The following is a 17,018-nucleotide window of genomic DNA, read 5'->3' as shown; positions in this document are numbered from 1 at the left end:
TGAGCCCGGAGAGCGGCTGATTGGCACAGCGCCATTCGGCGCACTTTTGCATTCTAACCAACAGCAGAGGGGCCGCCGTTATTCCCGGCTGGCCCCTCCCATCTGTGTTAATTCCGTCAGGCTATTTTTGCTTCCACCTGTTGATGTCAGACTCCACGGCGAATTCGTCGATCGCGGTGAGCTCGTCATCCGTAAAGGAAAGGTTGTTGATGGCACTCAGCGTGTCTTCGAGCTGGGCTACGCTCGATGCTCCCACCAGCGCAGAAGTGACGGGTGAACCCTTGGGCTGCTCGCGCAGGATCCAGGCGATCGCCATCTGTGCCAGCGTCTGCCCGCGGCCCTCGGCAATAGCGTTGAGGCCCCGGACCCGGTCCAGCCTCTCTTCCGTGAGTGCCGACTCGGACAAGAACCGTTCCTTGGCCGCCCGGGAATCCGCCGGGACTCCGTTGAGGTAGCGGTTGGTGAGCATGCCCTGCGCCAGCGGAGAGAAAGCGATGGAGCCTGCCCCCACCTGGTCCAGGGTCTCGTAGAGGTTGGGCGAGCCGTCTTCCGTCCAACGGTTCAGCATGGAGTAGCTGGGCTGGTGGATCAGCAACGGGGTGCCGAGTTCCTTGAGGATGCGGGCTGCCTCAATGGTCTGCTCCGGCGTGTAAGAGGAGATGCCCGCATAGAGTGCTTTTCCGGACCGCACGGCGTAGTCCAGGGCACCCATGGTTTCCTCGAGCGGAGTTTCGGGGTCCGGGCGGTGGCTGTAGAAGATGTCCACATAGTCCAGGCCCATCCGCTGGAGGGACTGGTCCAGGCTGGAGATGAGGTACTTCCGGGAACCCCACTCGCCGTAAGGCCCTGGCCACATGTAGTAACCGGCCTTGGTGGAGATGATGAGTTCGTCCCGGTAGGGCTTGAAGTCGTCCTTCAGGTGGCGGCCGAAGTTTGTCTCCGCCGAGCCGTCCGGCGGCCCGTAGTTGTTGGCGAGGTCGAAGTGGTTGACGCCCAGGTCGAAGGCACGGCGCAGGATGGCGCGCTGTTCATCGAATCGCTTGTCATCGCCGAAGTTGTGCCAAAGACCCAAGGAGATGGCGGGAAGCTTGAGACCGCTGCGTCCGACGCGGCGGTAGGGCATGGTTTCGTAGCGGTTTTCCGCGGCCGAATAAGTCATACGCACCATCCTGCCACCGCATTCGGACAGGTGACGGCGCCGTCCAATATGTGGGCGCCGTCACCTGATGGGGCCTGCCGCGCTAGCTGACGCGTACGACGGCGGCGCTCTCACCGGGGAGGGTCAGCGTCCCGCCGTCGAGGGCTGCTTCCGGCGAAGTAGCCAGGAGGACGGAACCCCCAAGCGGAGTCTCCAAAGCCTCGCTGCCGAAATTGCACACCACCTTGATGGCGCCGCGGGACAGCTCAAGCCAGTGCTCGTCGTCGTCGAACTCCACGGAGGTCTCACCGAAACCACCGTCCACCAACTCCGGCGTATTGCGGCGCAGCTGTGCTAAATCCCGGTACAGCTGCAGCAAGCGTGCGTGCTTGCCCTGTTCGGGTTCCTCCCACTTCAGTTTGGATCGCTGGAACGTCTCTGGGTCCTGCGGGTCCGGAACCACGTCCGGATCCCAGCCCATCCGTTCAAACTCCTTGATCCGACCCTCGGCCGTAGCTTTGCCGAGCTCGGGCTCCGGGTGCGAAGTGAAGAACTGCCACGGTGTTGAGGCCGCGAATTCCTCGCCCATGAAGAGCATGGGAGTAAAAGGGGAGGTCATGGTCAGGACAGCCCCGAGGGCCAATCGACCTTCGGACAAAGAGGCCGTGAGCCGGTCGCCGATGGCCCGGTTTCCGATCTGGTCGTGGTTCTGCAAGCAGACGACCAGCGCGGAGGGATGCGCCAGGTCCCGGCGGATCGGCCTCCCGTGGTGCCGTTCCCTGAAGCTGGAGTAGCTGCCATCATGCAGGAAGCCGTGCTCCAGGACCTTGGCGAGAACCGCGAGCGAATCGAAGTCACCGTAGTAGCCCGTGGTTTCGCCGCTCAGGTTCACATGCAGTGCGTGGTGGAAATCGTCGCTCCACTGCCCTTCCAGCCCGTAGCCGTTGTCCTTGCGCGGGTAGATCAGCCGTGGGTTGTTGAGGTCCGATTCGGCAATCATGGTCCGCGGAATGCCGGTCTCTTCCTCAACGGCATCCCCGAGAGCTCCGAATTCCTCCAGGATGTGCACGGCGCGTTCATCGCGAAGGGCATGGACGGCATCCAGCCGCAGTCCGTCCACATGGTAGTCCCGCAGCCACATGGCCGCGTTCTCCAGGATGTACCGCCGAACGTCGTCCGAAGCAGGGCCGTCGAGGTTCACCGAATCGCCCCAGGTGTTGCCCTCGCCCGATTTCAGGTAGGGGCCGAACTTGGGAAGGTAGTTGCCACTGGGGCCAAGGTGGTTGTAGACCACGTCCTGGATGACACCAAGCCCCGCCTGGTGTGCCGCATCGACGAACCGCTGGTACGCCGCCGGTCCCCCGTAAGCCTCGTGCACGGCATACCAAAGGACGCCGTCATATCCCCAGTTGTGGACCCCGTTGAAGGCGTTGACCGGAAGTAGCTCGATGAAGTCCACACCCAGCTCCACCAGGTAATCCAGCTTTCCGATGGCGGCTTCCAGCGTTCCCTCAGGAGTAAACGTCCCCAGATGCAGCTCGTAAATCACTGCACCCTTGAGCTCCCGGCCCCTCCAAGCCTGGTCCTGCCACTCGTGGGCCGAGGGGTCGAAAGTGGCGGACAAGCCGTGGACGCCATCTGGCTGACGCCGCGAGCGCGGATCGGGGAAGGGTCCCTCACCGTCCACGACGTACCCGTAGGCCACGCCATCCTCGCCGCTGACACCGGCTGGCGCGCGCCACCAACCGTGCGCGCCGCCGTCGTGGTTCTGCTCCATCGCGTACTCGCGGCCGTCCGCGAGCAGCTCCACCGACTTTGCGTTCGGTGCCCAAACATCAAAAAGGTCTTTTCCAGCAGCGTGCTCCAGCATCATGCTCCCTGTGCTTGTAAAGAGTGCGTTGTCTGTGTTGGTGGAATCGGGCGGGCGCTTCAGTCGACAGGGACCAAGAGTGCCACGGGATACTGCTCCAGCAGCCTGGCCAACTCCACGGGCCCGGCGGCGTACGTGGCACCGGTCAGTTCGTCGCGGCTGTGAGTCGGCAGCTCGATGACCGTGTCCCGCCAGCCGCCGTCGCGCGCCAAGCGCTTGGGCAACCTGGTGGCGACGGTGATGGCCCCGGGATTTTCCGTACCCCGGTCGAAAGCCACAACGTGTGCTGCCGCCGCACCCGAGGCTGCCAGCGGCCGGTATCCGCCGAACAGTTCCGGGTGGTCCCGGCGGAGCCGGAGGGCCCGGGAAACCACCAACAGCTTGGCTTCTTCTTCCGTATATTCGGGCGTGGCGCCGGCATCGAGCTCGGCGAGGGCGGCGATCCGGGCCTTGAAGTCCACCGTCCGCCGGTTGTCCGGATCGGTCAGCGAACCGTCTCGGAACTCCGTGCCTTGGTACACATCCGGAACGCCGGGCATGGTCAACTGGACCAGCTTGGCGGACAAGGAGTTGGACGTGCCGTAAGGCTCCAGTTCAGCAACGAAGTTGTCCAGCGCCGCCTCGACCTCCGGGACGTCAAAAACGGCGTCGACGGCGGCAGCAAGGTGGCGCTCGAAGTCCAGGTCAGGGTCGGTCCAGTTGGTCGAGTTGCCGGCTTCGCGAGCTGCCTTGAGCGCATACGACTGGAGGCGGCTGCGATCAGCAGGCCAGGCACCTGCGATTGCCTGCCAGACGAGTGCCGCCAGTGGTCCATCGGGAATGTTCGCAAGTTCCTGGACCGTGCCCAGGAACAGCTCCCACTCCGGAACCGACTCCGAGATGACGGAGATGCGTGCCCGGGCGTCCTCGCTCCGCTTGGTGTCGTGCGTGCTGAGCGTGGTCATGGACAGTGGAATTTCCGCTTGGCGGCGGGTCATCCGTTGGTGGAACTCCTCGGGAGAGACCGCGAATTCGGTAGGGTCGGCTCCCACTTCCGTCAGTGTTCCCAGCCGGGTGTAGCGGAAGAAAGCAGTGTCTTCCACACCCTTGGCCATGACCATGCCGGAGGTCTGCTGGAAGCGGCGCGCGAGTTCCCCTGTGGTGTCAGTAAGCAGCGGCTGGAGTCCTTCCAGAACGGACTTCAATTCCGGCCGGTGCTTTGCGGCATTAGCGATCGCTTCCTCAAGGATCTCCTGGCCATACGGAAGGTAAGTCCGGTAGATCGGGAACCAGCAGATGACCTCCGCGAGCGCATCGGCCACCTCCAGCCTGGGCAGGGCGGAGGTCTCCGGTACCAGCCGCGACAAACGGAGGATTTCCGAGCGCAGGATACCGTCCGCGATCCGCCTCTTGGTGCCGTGGATCATGGCGTGGTAGTCAGCAGCTTCCGGCTCGTTCCGCAGGCGGGCATCGAGATCGTCCAGGAACTCTTCCGCGGCCGGGTCCACGAACAAGCGGTCAACGTCAGCCAGTGCGTCGTACCCCGTGGTGCCTTCGCATTGGAAGGTCTCCGGCAGTTTCTCGCCGGGCTCAAGGATCTTCTCCACCAGGAGGTAGGCCCCGCCGGTGGCTTCGCGAAGCCGCGCAAGGTACCCCTCGGGATCGGCCAGGCCGTCCGGGTGGTCGATCCTGAGGCCGTCCACCAACCCTTCGTTGAACCAGCGGACTATCTCCTGGTGCGACTCGTCAAACACCCAGGGAACCTCAACGCGAAGGCCGGCCAGTGTGTTCACGGCGAAGAACCGCCGATAGTTCAGCTCGGCATCGGCGCGCCGCCACCCGACGAGCTCGTAGTGCTGCCGGGCGTGGACGTCCTGCGGGCTGTCACCTTCGGCAAAGGTGCCTTCGGCCAATGGAAAGCGGTGGTCGTAGTAGTGCAGTTCGCCGTCTGCCAGCTTGAGCTGATCGACGTCGTCGTCACTGCCCAGGACGGGGATGCGGATCTTTCCGCCGCCAAAGTCCCAGTCGACGTCGAAGGCTTCGGCGTACTTGGACGCGCGGCCGTCCTTGAGGAGCTGCCACCACCAGGCATTCTGCGCCGGAGTTGCAACACCCATATGGTTGGGAACGATGTCCGCCAGGACACCAAGGCCTTGCTCACCGGCAGCCTTGGACAACGCAGCCAGGCCTTCCGCTCCCCCGCGGGACGGATCCACCGTGGAAGGATCGGTGACGTCGTATCCGTGGTCCGAGCCTTCCTCGGCCGTCAGGATCGGGGAAAGGTACACCCAGTCGATACCGAGGTTCCGGAGGTACCCCGTCAGCTCCGCCGCCTCCTGGAGCGTGAACCCCGAACGGATTTGCAGCCGATAGGTGGAGACGGGAGTTTTCATTCCTCGCCCTCCCCTGCCGCGGCATCATCTTTGTAGTCCAAAGTCAGCGAGGTGACCGCCGGTGCCGTGATCGACGCGGTTTCCGGCGTGGTGCTTTGGGTCAGGGCTGCCAGCGACGCGGCAACGGAATGGTCGGGTTCGATTTCCGGAGCGGTGTGGGCCCGCAGCACAACCAACGACTTGCCGGCTACCGTCAGCATCTGGTCGGGCTTGACCACATCGGCGTCGGCGCCCTCTCCCCCGGTATCAATCATGACGTCCCAGGCAGGGGCATATTCTTCGGAGGGAATCTTGAATCCGACCTCGTCGACGTCGGCATTGAAGTACAGCAGGAAGTTCACATCCGTGATGCGGCGTCCCTGGTTGTCCAGCCCCCGGATTCCGTCGCCGTTCAGGAACACGCCCACGGAGCGGCCGAGTGCGGTGTCCCAGTCCTCCGGGGTCATGGTGCTGCCATCGGCGTCCAGCCACACGATGTCCGGCAAGCGCTCGCCCTCGCCACGGACGGCGGGCCGTCCGTCGAAGAAGCGGCTGCGGCGCAGGCTCGGGTGTTTGGCACGGAGGGCACTGACGGCAGCCGTGAACTCGATCAGCGGCTGGTCGACGTTCTCCCAGTTGATCCACGTCAGTTCGGAGTCCTGGCAGTAGCCGTTGTTGTTGCCCTGCTGGGTGCGCCCCAGTTCGTCGCCGTGGAGCAGCATGGGCACGCCTTGGGACAGGAAGAGCGAGGCGATGAAGTTGCGCTGCTGGCGTGCGCGCAGGGCCAGGACGGTGGGATCGTCCGTGGGGCCTTCGACGCCGCAGTTCCAGGAACGGTTGTGGGACTCGCCGTCGTTGTTGTCCTCGCCGTTGGCCTCGTTGTGCTTTTCGTTGTAGGACACGAGGTCCATCAGCGTGAAGCCATCGTGGGCGGTGACGAAGTTGATGGATGCGAACGGACGGCGGCCCGAGTGCTCGTAGAGGTCGGCAGAACCCGTAAGGCGGGAAGCGAATTCGCCCAGCGTAGACGGTTCACCGCGCCAGAAGTCACGGACCGTATCGCGGTATTTGCCGTTCCATTCGGTCCATTGCGGCGGGAAATTGCCCACCTGGTATCCGCCGGGCCCAACGTCCCACGGCTCGGCGATGAGCTTCACCTGGGAGACCACGGGATCCTGCTGGATCAGTTCGAAGAACGTAGAGAGCTTATCGACGTCGTAGAACTCACGGGCCAGCGTGGAGGCGAGGTCGAACCGGAAACCGTCCACGTGCATTTCCGTTACCCAGTACCGCAACGAGTCCATGAGCAGCTGCAGGGAATGCGGGCTGCGGACGTTCAGCGAGTTACCCGTGCCGGTGTAGTCCATGTAGTACTTCTGGTCGTCCTCCACCAAGCGGTAGTAGGCCGAGTTGTCGATGCCCTTGAAGGACAACGTGGGGCCGAGGTGGTTGCCTTCGGCGGTGTGGTTGTACACCACATCCAGGATGACCTCGATGCCGGCGTTGTGCAGGGAACGGACCATGGCTTTGAAGTCCTGTACCTGCTGGCCGGTATCGCCCTTGGAGCTGTAGCTGTTGTGCGGGGCGAAGAAGCCGATGGTGTTGTAGCCCCAGTAGTTGTTGAGGCCCTTGTCCTGGAGGATTCCGTCATTCACGAACTGATGTACAGGCATGAGCTCGATGGCGGTGACGCCCAGCTTCTGCAGGTGCGAGATGACAGCCGGATGCGCGACGCCGGCATAGGTTCCGCGCTGCTCCTCCGGAACCTCGGGGTGGAGCTGCGTGAGGCCCTTGACGTGGGCCTCGTAGATCACCGATTTGTGGTACGGGATGCGCGGCAGCTTGTCACCGTCCCAGTCGAAGAAGGGGTTGATGACCACGCCCAGCATCATGTGGGCGGCCGAGTCCTCGTCGTTGCGCGAATCGGGGTCCCCCAGGTTGTACGAGAACAGGGAGGGATCCCAGTCGATCTGGCGGTGCACTGCCTTGGCGTACGGGTCCAGCAGCAGCTTGTTCGGGTTGAAGCGCTGACCCGCATCGGGGTCGTAGGGTCCGTGAACGCGGTAGCCATACTTCTGTCCTGGCTGCACCTGGGGCAGGTAACAGTGCCAGACGTAGCCATCTACTTCCGTGACATCCACGCGGACTTCGCCGCCGTCGTCGTCGAAGAGGCATAGTTCCACCCGTTCAGCCCTTTCGCTGAACAGGGCAAAGTTGGTGCCGGTACCGTCAAAGGTGGCACCGAGCGGGTAAGCCGATCCAGGCCAGACTTCCATGCGTTCTCCTCTGGGTGATGCGAACAACTGTTGCAAGCCTACTCATGACCACGACACAGACAGTAACCTTACGGTTTTGTGCGGTCTCATTCCGCGCTCAGCGAACCAATGACGCGGGGTACGCTCTCCATGATGGCCGAGGCTGTAAGGGGGCCTCCCTCGAAATCGCGTGATGCGGCCGATCCCGCCCGGCCATGGACGCTCGCCGCTACGGCCGCCACAGCAGCCCAGCGGTCCTGCGGTTCCAAGCCCAAACCGGCGTAAGCGCCGTCGTCGTCCGTCAGTGCTTCTGTTGACTGCACCACCAGGGCGCCGAGGATCCCGGCCAACACGTCGCCGCTGCCGGCGGTAGCCATCCAAGGGGTGCCTTCCGACTGGCTGAAGACAACGCCCGACGGCGAGGCCACCAGTGTGGTTGCGCCCTTCAGCAGCACCGTGGCGCCGGTTTCCTCCGCGGCTAGCCGGACAAAGTGCAAGGGACGCGATTCAACGTCATCGCGGGTCACGGCCACCTCGCTGTTGGAGCTGAGCAGCGTTGCCAGTTCTCCGGCGTGCGGGGTCAGTATCCAGTTCGGGGGGCAACGCTCCGGCAACAGGCTCAGGGCACCGGCGTCCGCCACGACGGGGAGTCCGGCTTCCAAGGCGGAACGGGCAGCCTTTCCGGCGCGCTGCTGCTGGTCTTCACCGTCCACCCCCGGACCCAGCAGCCACGCCTGCACGCGTCCCGGGTTGTCCGTCTCCCAGAGAGCCTCGGGCGTCCTGGCCAATACTTGGCGGGCAGCAGCTTCCGGACCCTGATAACGGACCATGCCCGCGCCCGAAACCGCCGCCGCATGCACGGAGAGGACCGCCGCCCCCGCGTAGCGCGGGGATCCGGCCACCACGCCCAGCACACCCCTGGAGTACTTTTGGGATCGCCTGCCGGGTTTCGGCAGCAAAGTCCCCAGGTCCGCCTCGGTCAGCCGGCGCAACCCGGCCTCATGGAGCGAATCTTCAATACCGATCTTCACCAGGACCACGCGCCCCGCACAGCCCTCTCCGGGATCGGCGAGCAACCCGGCCTTCATGCCGCCAAACGTCACTGTGAGATCAGCTTGCAGGACAGGCCAGTGGACCTCGCCAGTGTTGGCGTCCAAACCACTGGGCACATCACAGGCAACCACGCACCGTGGGCCAAGTTCCTGAAGGGAAGCGACCAGCTCCGCCGAAGCATCCCGCAGGCCGCCGCGCGCACCGGTCCCCAGCAGGGCGTCAATGACGACGTCGCTGCCGGCCGTCGCCACGGCCAGTTCCTCGGCATTGTGCTCGTCCAGGTGCAGGACCCGGCCCCCTGCCTCGCGGAAAGCAGCCAAACCCTCGGGGTGGGCCTCCTTGGAAGCGAGTACTGCCGTCGTGCGCATACCGCGGCGGGCCAGCATGGAGGCCGCGAACAGCCCATCACCGCCGTTATTGCCCTTGCCCACCAGGACGGTGACGGTGGCGCCGGGAACCTTGCGGCGCTTCCTGATCCTGCGGACAACTTCGGTAGCCAGCCCGTAGGCCGCCCTGTGCATGAGAACAGCGCCCTCACCGGAGTCCAGGAGCGGTTGTTCCGCATCCCTGATCTGTTGTCCGGTGAAGGCGCTGATCATTGTTCTGTTGTAGCCGCTCTCTAGCCCTCAGCGATAACGGTGGCCGTAGCAATGCCGCCGTCGTGGCTGATGGACAAGTGCCAGCGCTTGACGCCCTTGGCCTCGGCGACGGCAAGGACCGTCCCTTTCACCTGGACCGTGGGACCGTTCTCGTCCAGGCCGATCCAGCAGTCCTGCCAGTTCATGCCGGCGGGGGCTCCCAGGACCTTGGCCACGGCTTCCTTCGCAGCGAAACGGGCGGCCAGGGACCGGGTGTTCAGCTCACGCTCGGCCGGAACGAACAAGCGCTCCTTCAAACCCGGAGTCCGTTCGAGCTGCCGTCCAAACCGTTCGATATCTACGACGTCTACGCCAATGCCAACAATCATGCGGTTATTCTACGGTCACGCTCTTGGCGAGGTTACGCGGCTGGTCCACGTCGTAACCCTTTGCTCCCGCAAGCTCTGCTGCGAAGATCTGCAGCGGAACCGTGGTGAGCAGCGGCATGAGGAGCGTAGGCGTCTCCGGAACGTAGAACACGTGCTCTGCGTAATCCTTGACCGACTCGTCGCCTTCCTCGGCGATCACCAGGGTACGGGCACCACGTGCGCGGACTTCCTGGATGTTGCTGACCACCTTGGAGTGCAGGGAGTCGCGGCCACGCGGGGACGGAACCACCACGAAGACGGGCTGGCCGTCGTCGATCAGGGCGATCGGGCCGTGCTTGAGCTCGCCTGCCGCGAAGCCTTCAGCGTGGATGTAGGCGATTTCCTTGAGCTTCAAGGCACCTTCGAGGGCCACCGGGTAACCGACGTGGCGGCCGAGGAACAGTACGGATTTCTCGTCCTTCATGCTGCGGGCGAGCTCACGCAGGGGACCTGCGGTGTCCAGGATCTGCTGGATCTTGGCCGGGATCTTGCCCAGGTCAGCGAGCACATCCTTGATCTGGCCGCTGAAGATGTTGCCGCGCAGCTGTGCCAGGTAGAGGCCAAGCAGGTAGGCGGCAGTGATCTGGGCCAGGAATGCCTTGGTGGATGCCACGGCGATTTCCGGACCGGCGTGCGTGTAAAGCACGGCGTCGGATTCACGCGGGATGGTGGAACCGTTGGTGTTGCAGATGGAGATCGTCTTGGCACCCTGTTCGCTGGCGTAGCGGACGGCCATGAGCGTGTCCATGGTTTCACCGGACTGGCTGATGGAGACCACCAGCGTGTTGCCGTCAACGATCGGATCCCGGTAGCGGAACTCGTGGGCGAGCTCCACCTCGGTGGGGATACGGCACCAGTTCTCGATCGCGTACTTGGCGACGAGGCCGGCGTATGCTGCGGTACCGCAGGCGAGGACGATGATCTTGTTGACCTGCTTGAGCAGCTCGGGGTCGATGCGGAGCTCGTCCAGCGTCAGCTTGCCGTTGAGGTCGGAGCGGCCCAGGAGGGTCTGGCCTACGGCGTCGGGCTGGTCGTGGATTTCCTTCTCCATGAAGGAGTTGAAGCCACCCTTTTCAGCAGAAGCCGGGTCCCAGTCAACGTGGTATTCCTTGCCTTCGGCAGGGGCACCGAAGAAGTCGGTGATTTCAACGGAGTCCGCGGTGATGGTGACGATCTGGTCCTGGCCAAGTTCTACGGCGCGGCGCGTGTAGTCGATGAAGCCGGAGACGTCCGAACCAAGAAAGTTCTCGCCTTCGCCCAGGCCCACAACCAGTGGGGAGTTACGGCGGGCTGCCACGACGACGTCGGGCTGGTCCGCGTGCACGGCAAGGAGGGTGAAGGCACCTTCGAGGCGCTGGCAGGCCAGGCGCATCGCCTGGGTGAGGTTGCCGGCGTCGCCGTTCAGTTCGTTGCGGAAGATATCGCCCAGGAGGGCGGCAGCAACTTCGGTATCGGTCTCGGACTTGAACGTGACGCCCTTGGCGAGCAGTTCCTGCTTGAGCTCTGCGAAGTTCTCGATGATTCCGTTGTGGATCAACGCGAGGCGTCCGCCGTCGGAGAGGTGCGGGTGCGCATTGCCGTCGGTGGGCCCACCGTGCGTGGCCCAGCGGGTGTGGCCAATGCCGGTCAGTGATTCAGGGACCGGGTTTGCTTCAAGTTCGCTGACAAGGTTGCTCAGCTTTCCGGACTTCTTGCGGGACGAGATTTCCCCGTCAGCCACTACTGCGACGCCGGCGGAGTCGTAGCCGCGGTACTCAAGACGACGCAGCCCCTCCACAACGACGTCAAGGGCGCTGTGTCCAGCTGCCTTACGAGACGAATTGCCAACATAGCCTACGATTCCACACATGGGTCCAAGCCTACCGGCTCAGTCAAACAACTGACGTGGGACATCCTCCCTCCGACGCATCCCGCCGAGACCTGCGTCACGGACAATTCATCTCTCCGTCGTCGCGCATTTCCTGTTCCGCCCCGCGAAGGGCAGAATCGTGAGCGTGACTTTGCAACGCACCGAAGCGAATGGCGACGGCGCTTCTCCCTTCGTTGAGCTGGACCGCCACACCTGGTCCCGGCTTGCCGCCCAGATGGAGCAGCCCCTTAACGAAGAGGACATCTTCCGCCTCCGCGGCCTCGGCGATCCCCTGGACATGAAGGAAGTCAGGGAGGTATATCTCCCGCTTTCCCGGCTTTTGCACCTGTATGTGGAAGCCTCGCACCAACTGCACGCCGCCACCACCACGTTCCTCGGCGAGCAAACGCAACGGACGCCTTTCGTGATCGGCGTCGCCGGATCCGTGGCAGTCGGCAAGTCCACCATTGCCCGCGTGCTCCGGGAGATGCTCCGCCGCTGGCCCGGCACACCCAACGTGGAACTCATCACCACCGACGGATTCCTTTACCCGTTGGCCGAGTTGAAGCGCCGACACCTGCTGGAACGCAAGGGTTTCCCGGAGTCCTACGACCGCCGCGCGTTGTTGCGTTTTGTGTCGGAGGTCAAGGGCGGCGCCGAGGAAGTGCGCGCTCCGTGGTACTCCCACGTGACCTACGACATCGTGCCCGGGAAGGAAGTAGTGGTACGCCGGCCAGACGTACTGATCGTTGAAGGCCTCAATGTCCTTGCCCCGGCCCGGCCCCGCATGGATGGGAAGCAGGGACTGGCCCTGAGCGACTTCTTCGACTTCTCCATCTACGTGGATGCCAAGACCTCCTACATCGAGGAGTGGTACGTGGACCGGTTCCGCAAGCTCCGCTCCACGGCGTTCGCCCAACCCGAGTCCTACTTCCACCGCTACGCCACGCTCTCTGACGACGACGCCGAGTCAACGGCCCGGGGTATCTGGAAGCGCATCAACGAGCCCAACCTGGAAGAAAACGTGCTGCCCACCCGTGGACGCGCCCAACTGGTCCTGACCAAAGACGCCGACCACTCCATACGTCGCATGCTCCTGCGGAAGGTCTGAGCCGGTGACCGTGCCACTGCCCAGCCGTCGCGCCTTCACGGGCCTGCTCTCGGCAGGCGTCGGCATGGTCGCGCTGGCCGCCTGCACCCCCGACCAAGCCAACCCCTCCCCTGCAGCTGCGGAAGCACAGACCGGGTCCCCCAGCCCATCGCCGACCGAGACGCCGAGCGTGACCCCGGCGGCAGCGGCAACGAGTACGCCACCAAGCCCATCGCCGTCGAGCACCGCGGCAATGCAGTTTTCCCTGACAGACCCAACCAGCCCGTGGGTGGTGGTCAACAAGCACAGGCCGCTGAACCCGCAGAACTATATCCCCGCTGATCTGGTCCAGCCCGCCATCCGGCTCGCCGTCAGCGGCGAGGCAAGCCATTTGAACAGTACGACGGCGGCTGCCGCGGAAAAGATGTTCGGCGCTGCCGCCGCGGAGGGCGTCGTCATGGCGTTGGCCTCGGGCTACCGCTCGTACACCACGCAGATCACCACGTACAACGGATACGTGGCCAGCAGCGGGCAAGCAGCGGCCGACCGGGCCTCCGCCCGCCCCGGCTATTCGGAGCACCAGACGGGCTGGTCCTTCGACATTTCGGACGGTGGCGGAGCGTGCAGCTTCCAACCGTGCTTCGCCGAGCAGCCGGCTGCCGTGTGGGCCAAGGCCAACGCCCATAAATTCGGCTTCATCGTCCGGTACCCCTGGATGTTCCACGAGATCACGGGCTACTTCTACGAGTCCTGGCACCTCAGGTACATCGGCATTGAAGCGGCCACCGCCATGGCTGCCAAGGGCATTGCCACCTTGGAGGAGTATTTCGGTCTGGAACCGGCGCCCGACTACCTGTAGCCCGTTAAGCAGCTGCGGCCCGCTCCCTTACGGGGGCGGGCCGCTTGCCTAACGTTCGGTTCTAGACAGCGATGTCACTGGTCACGCTCAGGCGTTCCTTGACCACTGCAGCCAGGCCCTTGCAGATCCTCTCGGCGGTTTCCATGTCGGCAGCCTCCACCATGACGCGGACCAGCGCTTCGGTTCCGGAGGGGCGCAACAGGACGCGGCCGGTCTCGCCGAGTTCCGCTTCTGCTTCGGCAACCGCCGCTGCCACGCCTTCGTCGGTGGCTGCCCGGGCCTTATCCACGCCCTTGACGTTGATCATGAGCTGCGGAAGCTTGGTCATGGCGGTGGCCAGTTCCTGCAGGCTGCGGCCCGTGAGCGCCACCTGTGCGGCCAGCTGGAGGCCCGTGAGCACACCGTCGCCCGTGGTGGCGTAATCGGAGAAGATCACGTGGCCGGACTGTTCGCCGCCGAGGTTGTAGCCGCCGTCGCGCATTTCTTCAAGGACGTAACGGTCGCCCACGGCTGTTTCGCGGATGGTGATGCCGGCGTCCCGGAGAGCGATCTTGAGTCCGAGGTTGCTCATGACCGTCGCTACGAGGATGTTGTCCTTGAGCTTGCCTGCCTTGTTGAGGGCCAGCGCCAGGATCGCCATGATCTGGTCGCCGTCCACCTCGTTGCCCTCGTGGTCCACGGCCAGGCAGCGGTCAGCGTCGCCGTCGTGGGCAACACCCAGGTCCGCTCCGTACTTCACCACGGCTTCCTTCAGCGGGCCCAAATGCGTGGACCCGACGCCTTCGTTGATGTTGAGGCCATCCGGTTCGGCACCGATAACAACCACCTCGGCGCCCGCGTCCTTGAACACCTGCGGGGAGCAACCGCTGGCTGCGCCGTGGGCACAGTCCAGCACTACTTTCAGGCCGTCGAGGCGCTGGGGAAGCGTGCCGAGCAGGTGGACAATGTAGCGGTCCTCGGCATCCGAGAACCGCTGGATGCGGCCCACGTCGCCGCCAATCGGACGCTGCGGTTCCTTGCCGAGCTGCGCTTCGATGGCATCCTCGACGTCGTCGGGCAGCTTCTGGCCGCCGCGGGCGAAAAACTTGATGCCGTTGTCCGGCGCCGGGTTGTGGGAGGCGGAAAGCATGACGCCGAAATCGGCGTCGAGGTCTGCCACCAGGTACGCAGCGGCCGGGGTAGGCAGGACGCCTGCGTCATAGACGTCGACGCCGGAGCTGGAGAGCCCCGCTTCAACGGCCGCGGCGAGGAATTCGCCGCTCGCCCTCGGGTCCCGGGCAACCACGGCGCGGGGCCGTTTGCCGTCGGTAGTGCGGTCATGGCCAAGTACGACGGCGGCGGCCTGGGCAAGCTGCATAGCCAGCTCGGCGGTGAGCAATCCGTTCGCGAGACCGCGCACGCCATCTGTTCCAAATAATCTAGACATCGGGTCAAGTTTAGACGACGACGGCACAGAGCCCGGCCAGCGCGTGTATGGGAGCGTCACAAGGACCGGTTAAACGGCGGAAGCCCGCCCCACCAATAAGTGGAACGGGCTTCCTTCGAAGCGCGGTTTAGCGCTTGGAGTACTGCTGAGCCTTACGTGCCTTCTTGAGACCGGCCTTCTTACGCTCGATGACGCGGGCGTCACGAGTAAGGAAGCCAGCCTTCTTGAGGGTGGGGCGGTTGTTCTCGACGTCGATCTCGTTCAGGGAACGGGCGATGCCGAGACGCAATGCGCCAGCCTGGCCGGAGGGGCCACCGCCGTGGATACGGGCGATAACGTCGTATGCACCTTCGAGGTCAAGAACGCGGAACGGTTCGTTGACATCCTGCTGGTGCAGCTTGTTCGGGAAGTAGTTGGCCAGCTCGCGGCCGTTGATGATCCACTTGCCGGAGCCCGGTACAACGCGAACGCGTGCAACGGCTTCCTTGCGGCGGCCAACAGCTGCACCGGCAACGGTCAGTGCCGGGCGCTCCTTCTTGGGCGCGTCCTCGACGGGTGCGCTTTCAGAGGTGTAGCTGGTGAGGTTTTCCTCAGCCTCGACGGCTTCGGCGGTCAGTTCTTCGTTCTGAGCCACGGTTCTCCTTGAAATAAAAAGTTAGTTGGTGGCCAGGACTACTGGGCGACCTGGGTGATTTCGAAAGTCTTCGGCTGCTGTGCAGCGTGCGGGTGCTCGGAGCCTGCGTAGACCTTGAGCTTGCCCAGCTGCTGAGCGGCGAGGGAGTTCTTGGGGAGCATGCCCTTGATGGCCTTCTCTACAGCGCGAACCGGGTTCTTCTCCAGCAGTTCGGCGTAGTTGACGGAGGTCAGGCCGCCCGGGTAACCGGAGTGGCGGTATGCGCGCTTCTGCTCCAGCTTGGCGCCGGTGAGGGCGACCTTCTCAGCGTTGATGATGATGACGAAGTCGCCCATGTCCATGTGGGACGCATAGGTCGGCTTGTGCTTTCCGCGCAGCAGTGTTGCGGTCTGGCTGGCAAGACGACCAAGGACAACATCGGTGGCGTCAATGACGTGCCACTGGCGGTTGATATCGCCGGGCTTCGGGGTGTACGTACGCACGGTTTGGCCTCGTTCTTGTTCTGGCGTTCATGTTTCAGGGCACGCAGTAAGACGTGCACCTACTATGTATGCGTTACCGGAGCAGAGGTGAGGGCTCTATAGACCAGTCATCCAAAAACCTCGATATGCCACCTGAGTTACTGACCCTGCAACTGGATCCCCGAGTGGGCATGTGTCATCGAGTTAGGACACGCACAACGACTATAAACAATACCTTCCACGGCACCCCCGGGTCAAAATGGGGTTACCGCCCATGGGGGCGACTGTGTTAATGGGGACTGTCGATGAGGAGTGCACGTGACCGAGGGACCTGCCATGCCGCTCCTGCTCGCGCTTGCCGGCTTGCTGCTGAGTCCGCTCTGCGAGCTCCTCATCAGCAGATCGCTCCCGCGGCTCGGCTCCGTGCCCGGCTTGAGCGTAAGGATCACGACGGCGGCAGTCACCGCGCTGCTCTTCGGCTTGCTTGCGTGGCGGTTTGGCTTTTCACCGGAATTGGCGGCCTATCTTTTACTGGCACTTTTGGGCGTACAGCTTTCGCGCATTGATTTCGCACTGCATTTGCTTCCCAACGGGCTCGTTTTGGCCCTTCTTGGTGGCGGCCTGCTGCTCCTGGGCCTCTCCGCATTGGTGGATCCGGGATGGCTCGAGCTGCTCCGGGCCCTCGCGGGAGCGGCAATCCTGTTCACCGGGTACCTGATCTTGGGAATTATTTCGCCGAGGAGCCTCGGAATGGGCGATGTGAAGCTCGCGGCGCCCCTCGGACTGTACTTGGGGTACTTGGGTTGGGAGCAAGTACTCTATGGCGGGCTGCTGGGGTTCGTGGTGGGCGGGGTGCTGACGGTGCTGATGTTGCGTCTGGGATCCTCTGAAAAACCGCGTGAAACGGCCCATGGACCGGCGATGTTTGCAGCCGTCCTGGGTGTGGTCCTGGTACTTCAGTAGTACTCCCTAAGCTGTTTGCCCCTGGCTCCATCGCGGCCTTCTTTTGCGCTCGAACAGCTAAGG

At 63.8% G+C, this 17,018-nt stretch carries 13 protein-coding genes; 3 read left to right on the top strand and 10 right to left on the bottom strand.

What is annotated here, in order from left to right:
• Positions 1-121 precede the first annotated feature (121 nt).
• The 7 genes from mgrA to glmS all read right to left on the bottom strand — a co-directional run bounded on the left by mgrA (position 122) and on the right by glmS (position 11,522).
• Complete coding sequence (gene mgrA / locus ACIPY2_RS00760) at positions 122-1,159, bottom strand: L-glyceraldehyde 3-phosphate reductase (RefSeq protein ID WP_400264491.1); 1,038 nt, start codon at positions 1,157-1,159, stop codon at positions 122-124.
• A gap of 82 nt (positions 1,160-1,241) precedes the next feature.
• A complete protein-coding gene (gene treZ / locus ACIPY2_RS00755; RefSeq protein WP_400265082.1) occupies positions 1,242-3,008 on the bottom strand; it encodes a malto-oligosyltrehalose trehalohydrolase in 1,767 nt (588 codons plus the stop codon).
• A gap of 59 nt (positions 3,009-3,067) precedes the next feature.
• Positions 3,068-5,380, bottom strand: coding sequence for a malto-oligosyltrehalose synthase (gene treY, locus ACIPY2_RS00750; protein ID WP_400264490.1), 2,313 nt, complete (start codon positions 5,378-5,380; stop codon positions 3,068-3,070).
• A complete protein-coding gene (gene glgX, locus ACIPY2_RS00745; RefSeq protein ID WP_400264489.1) occupies positions 5,377-7,635 on the bottom strand; it encodes a glycogen debranching protein GlgX in 2,259 nt (752 codons plus the stop codon). Before glgX ends, treY begins: the two co-directional genes overlap by 4 nt.
• Before the next feature lie 86 nt (positions 7,636-7,721).
• Complete coding sequence (locus tag ACIPY2_RS00740) at positions 7,722-9,266, bottom strand: NAD(P)H-hydrate epimerase (RefSeq protein ID WP_400264488.1); 1,545 nt, start codon at positions 9,264-9,266, stop codon at positions 7,722-7,724.
• A 20-nt stretch (positions 9,267-9,286) separates the two neighbouring features.
• The gene (locus ACIPY2_RS00735) at positions 9,287-9,634 is read right to left on the bottom strand and encodes a holo-ACP synthase (protein ID WP_400264487.1); all 348 of its coding nucleotides are present in this window, start codon (positions 9,632-9,634) and stop codon (positions 9,287-9,289) included.
• Between the two features lie 4 nt (positions 9,635-9,638).
• Positions 9,639-11,522: a glutamine--fructose-6-phosphate transaminase (isomerizing) gene (gene glmS, locus ACIPY2_RS00730; protein ID WP_400264486.1), complete on the bottom strand. Its 1,884-nt coding sequence runs from the start codon at positions 11,520-11,522 to the stop codon at positions 9,639-9,641.
• Between the two features lie 139 nt (positions 11,523-11,661).
• Here glmS and coaA point away from each other — a divergent pair, with 139 nt between their 5' ends.
• Complete coding sequence (gene coaA, locus ACIPY2_RS00725) at positions 11,662-12,633, top strand: type I pantothenate kinase (RefSeq protein WP_400264485.1); 972 nt, start codon at positions 11,662-11,664, stop codon at positions 12,631-12,633.
• Positions 12,634-12,697: 64 nt separating this feature from the next.
• Positions 12,698-13,471: a D-alanyl-D-alanine carboxypeptidase family protein gene (locus ACIPY2_RS00720; RefSeq protein WP_400265081.1), complete on the top strand. Its 774-nt coding sequence runs from the start codon at positions 12,698-12,700 to the stop codon at positions 13,469-13,471.
• A gap of 61 nt (positions 13,472-13,532) precedes the next feature.
• Here the strand turns inward: ACIPY2_RS00720 and glmM are convergent, their stop codons facing one another.
• From glmM to rplM, 3 genes are all read right to left on the bottom strand, one after another.
• Entirely contained in the window at positions 13,533-14,897 is a 1,365-nt protein-coding gene (glmM, locus tag ACIPY2_RS00715; RefSeq protein ID WP_400264484.1) for a phosphoglucosamine mutase, read from the bottom strand.
• A gap of 127 nt (positions 14,898-15,024) precedes the next feature.
• The gene (gene rpsI / locus ACIPY2_RS00710) at positions 15,025-15,531 is read right to left on the bottom strand and encodes a 30S ribosomal protein S9 (protein WP_400264483.1); all 507 of its coding nucleotides are present in this window, start codon (positions 15,529-15,531) and stop codon (positions 15,025-15,027) included.
• Positions 15,532-15,569: 38 nt separating this feature from the next.
• On the bottom strand, positions 15,570-16,013 hold the full coding sequence (gene rplM, locus ACIPY2_RS00705; RefSeq protein ID WP_347108042.1) for a 50S ribosomal protein L13: 444 nt from the start codon (positions 16,011-16,013) through the stop codon (positions 15,570-15,572).
• 315 nt (positions 16,014-16,328) lie between these two features.
• On the opposite strand from rplM, the gene ACIPY2_RS00700 reads away from it, so the two are divergent.
• Positions 16,329-16,955 carry a prepilin peptidase gene (locus ACIPY2_RS00700; protein WP_400265080.1) on the top strand — a complete coding sequence of 209 codons (627 nt, stop codon included), beginning with the start codon at positions 16,329-16,331 and terminating at the stop codon, positions 16,953-16,955.
• Positions 16,956-17,018: the final 63 nt, after the last annotated feature.

The sequence above is a fragment of the Paenarthrobacter sp. NPDC089675 genome (assembly GCF_044749185.1).
In the GTDB taxonomy this organism is placed as follows: domain Bacteria; phylum Actinomycetota; class Actinomycetes; order Actinomycetales; family Micrococcaceae; genus Arthrobacter.
This window is presented reverse-complemented; position numbering and strand designations above follow the sequence as displayed.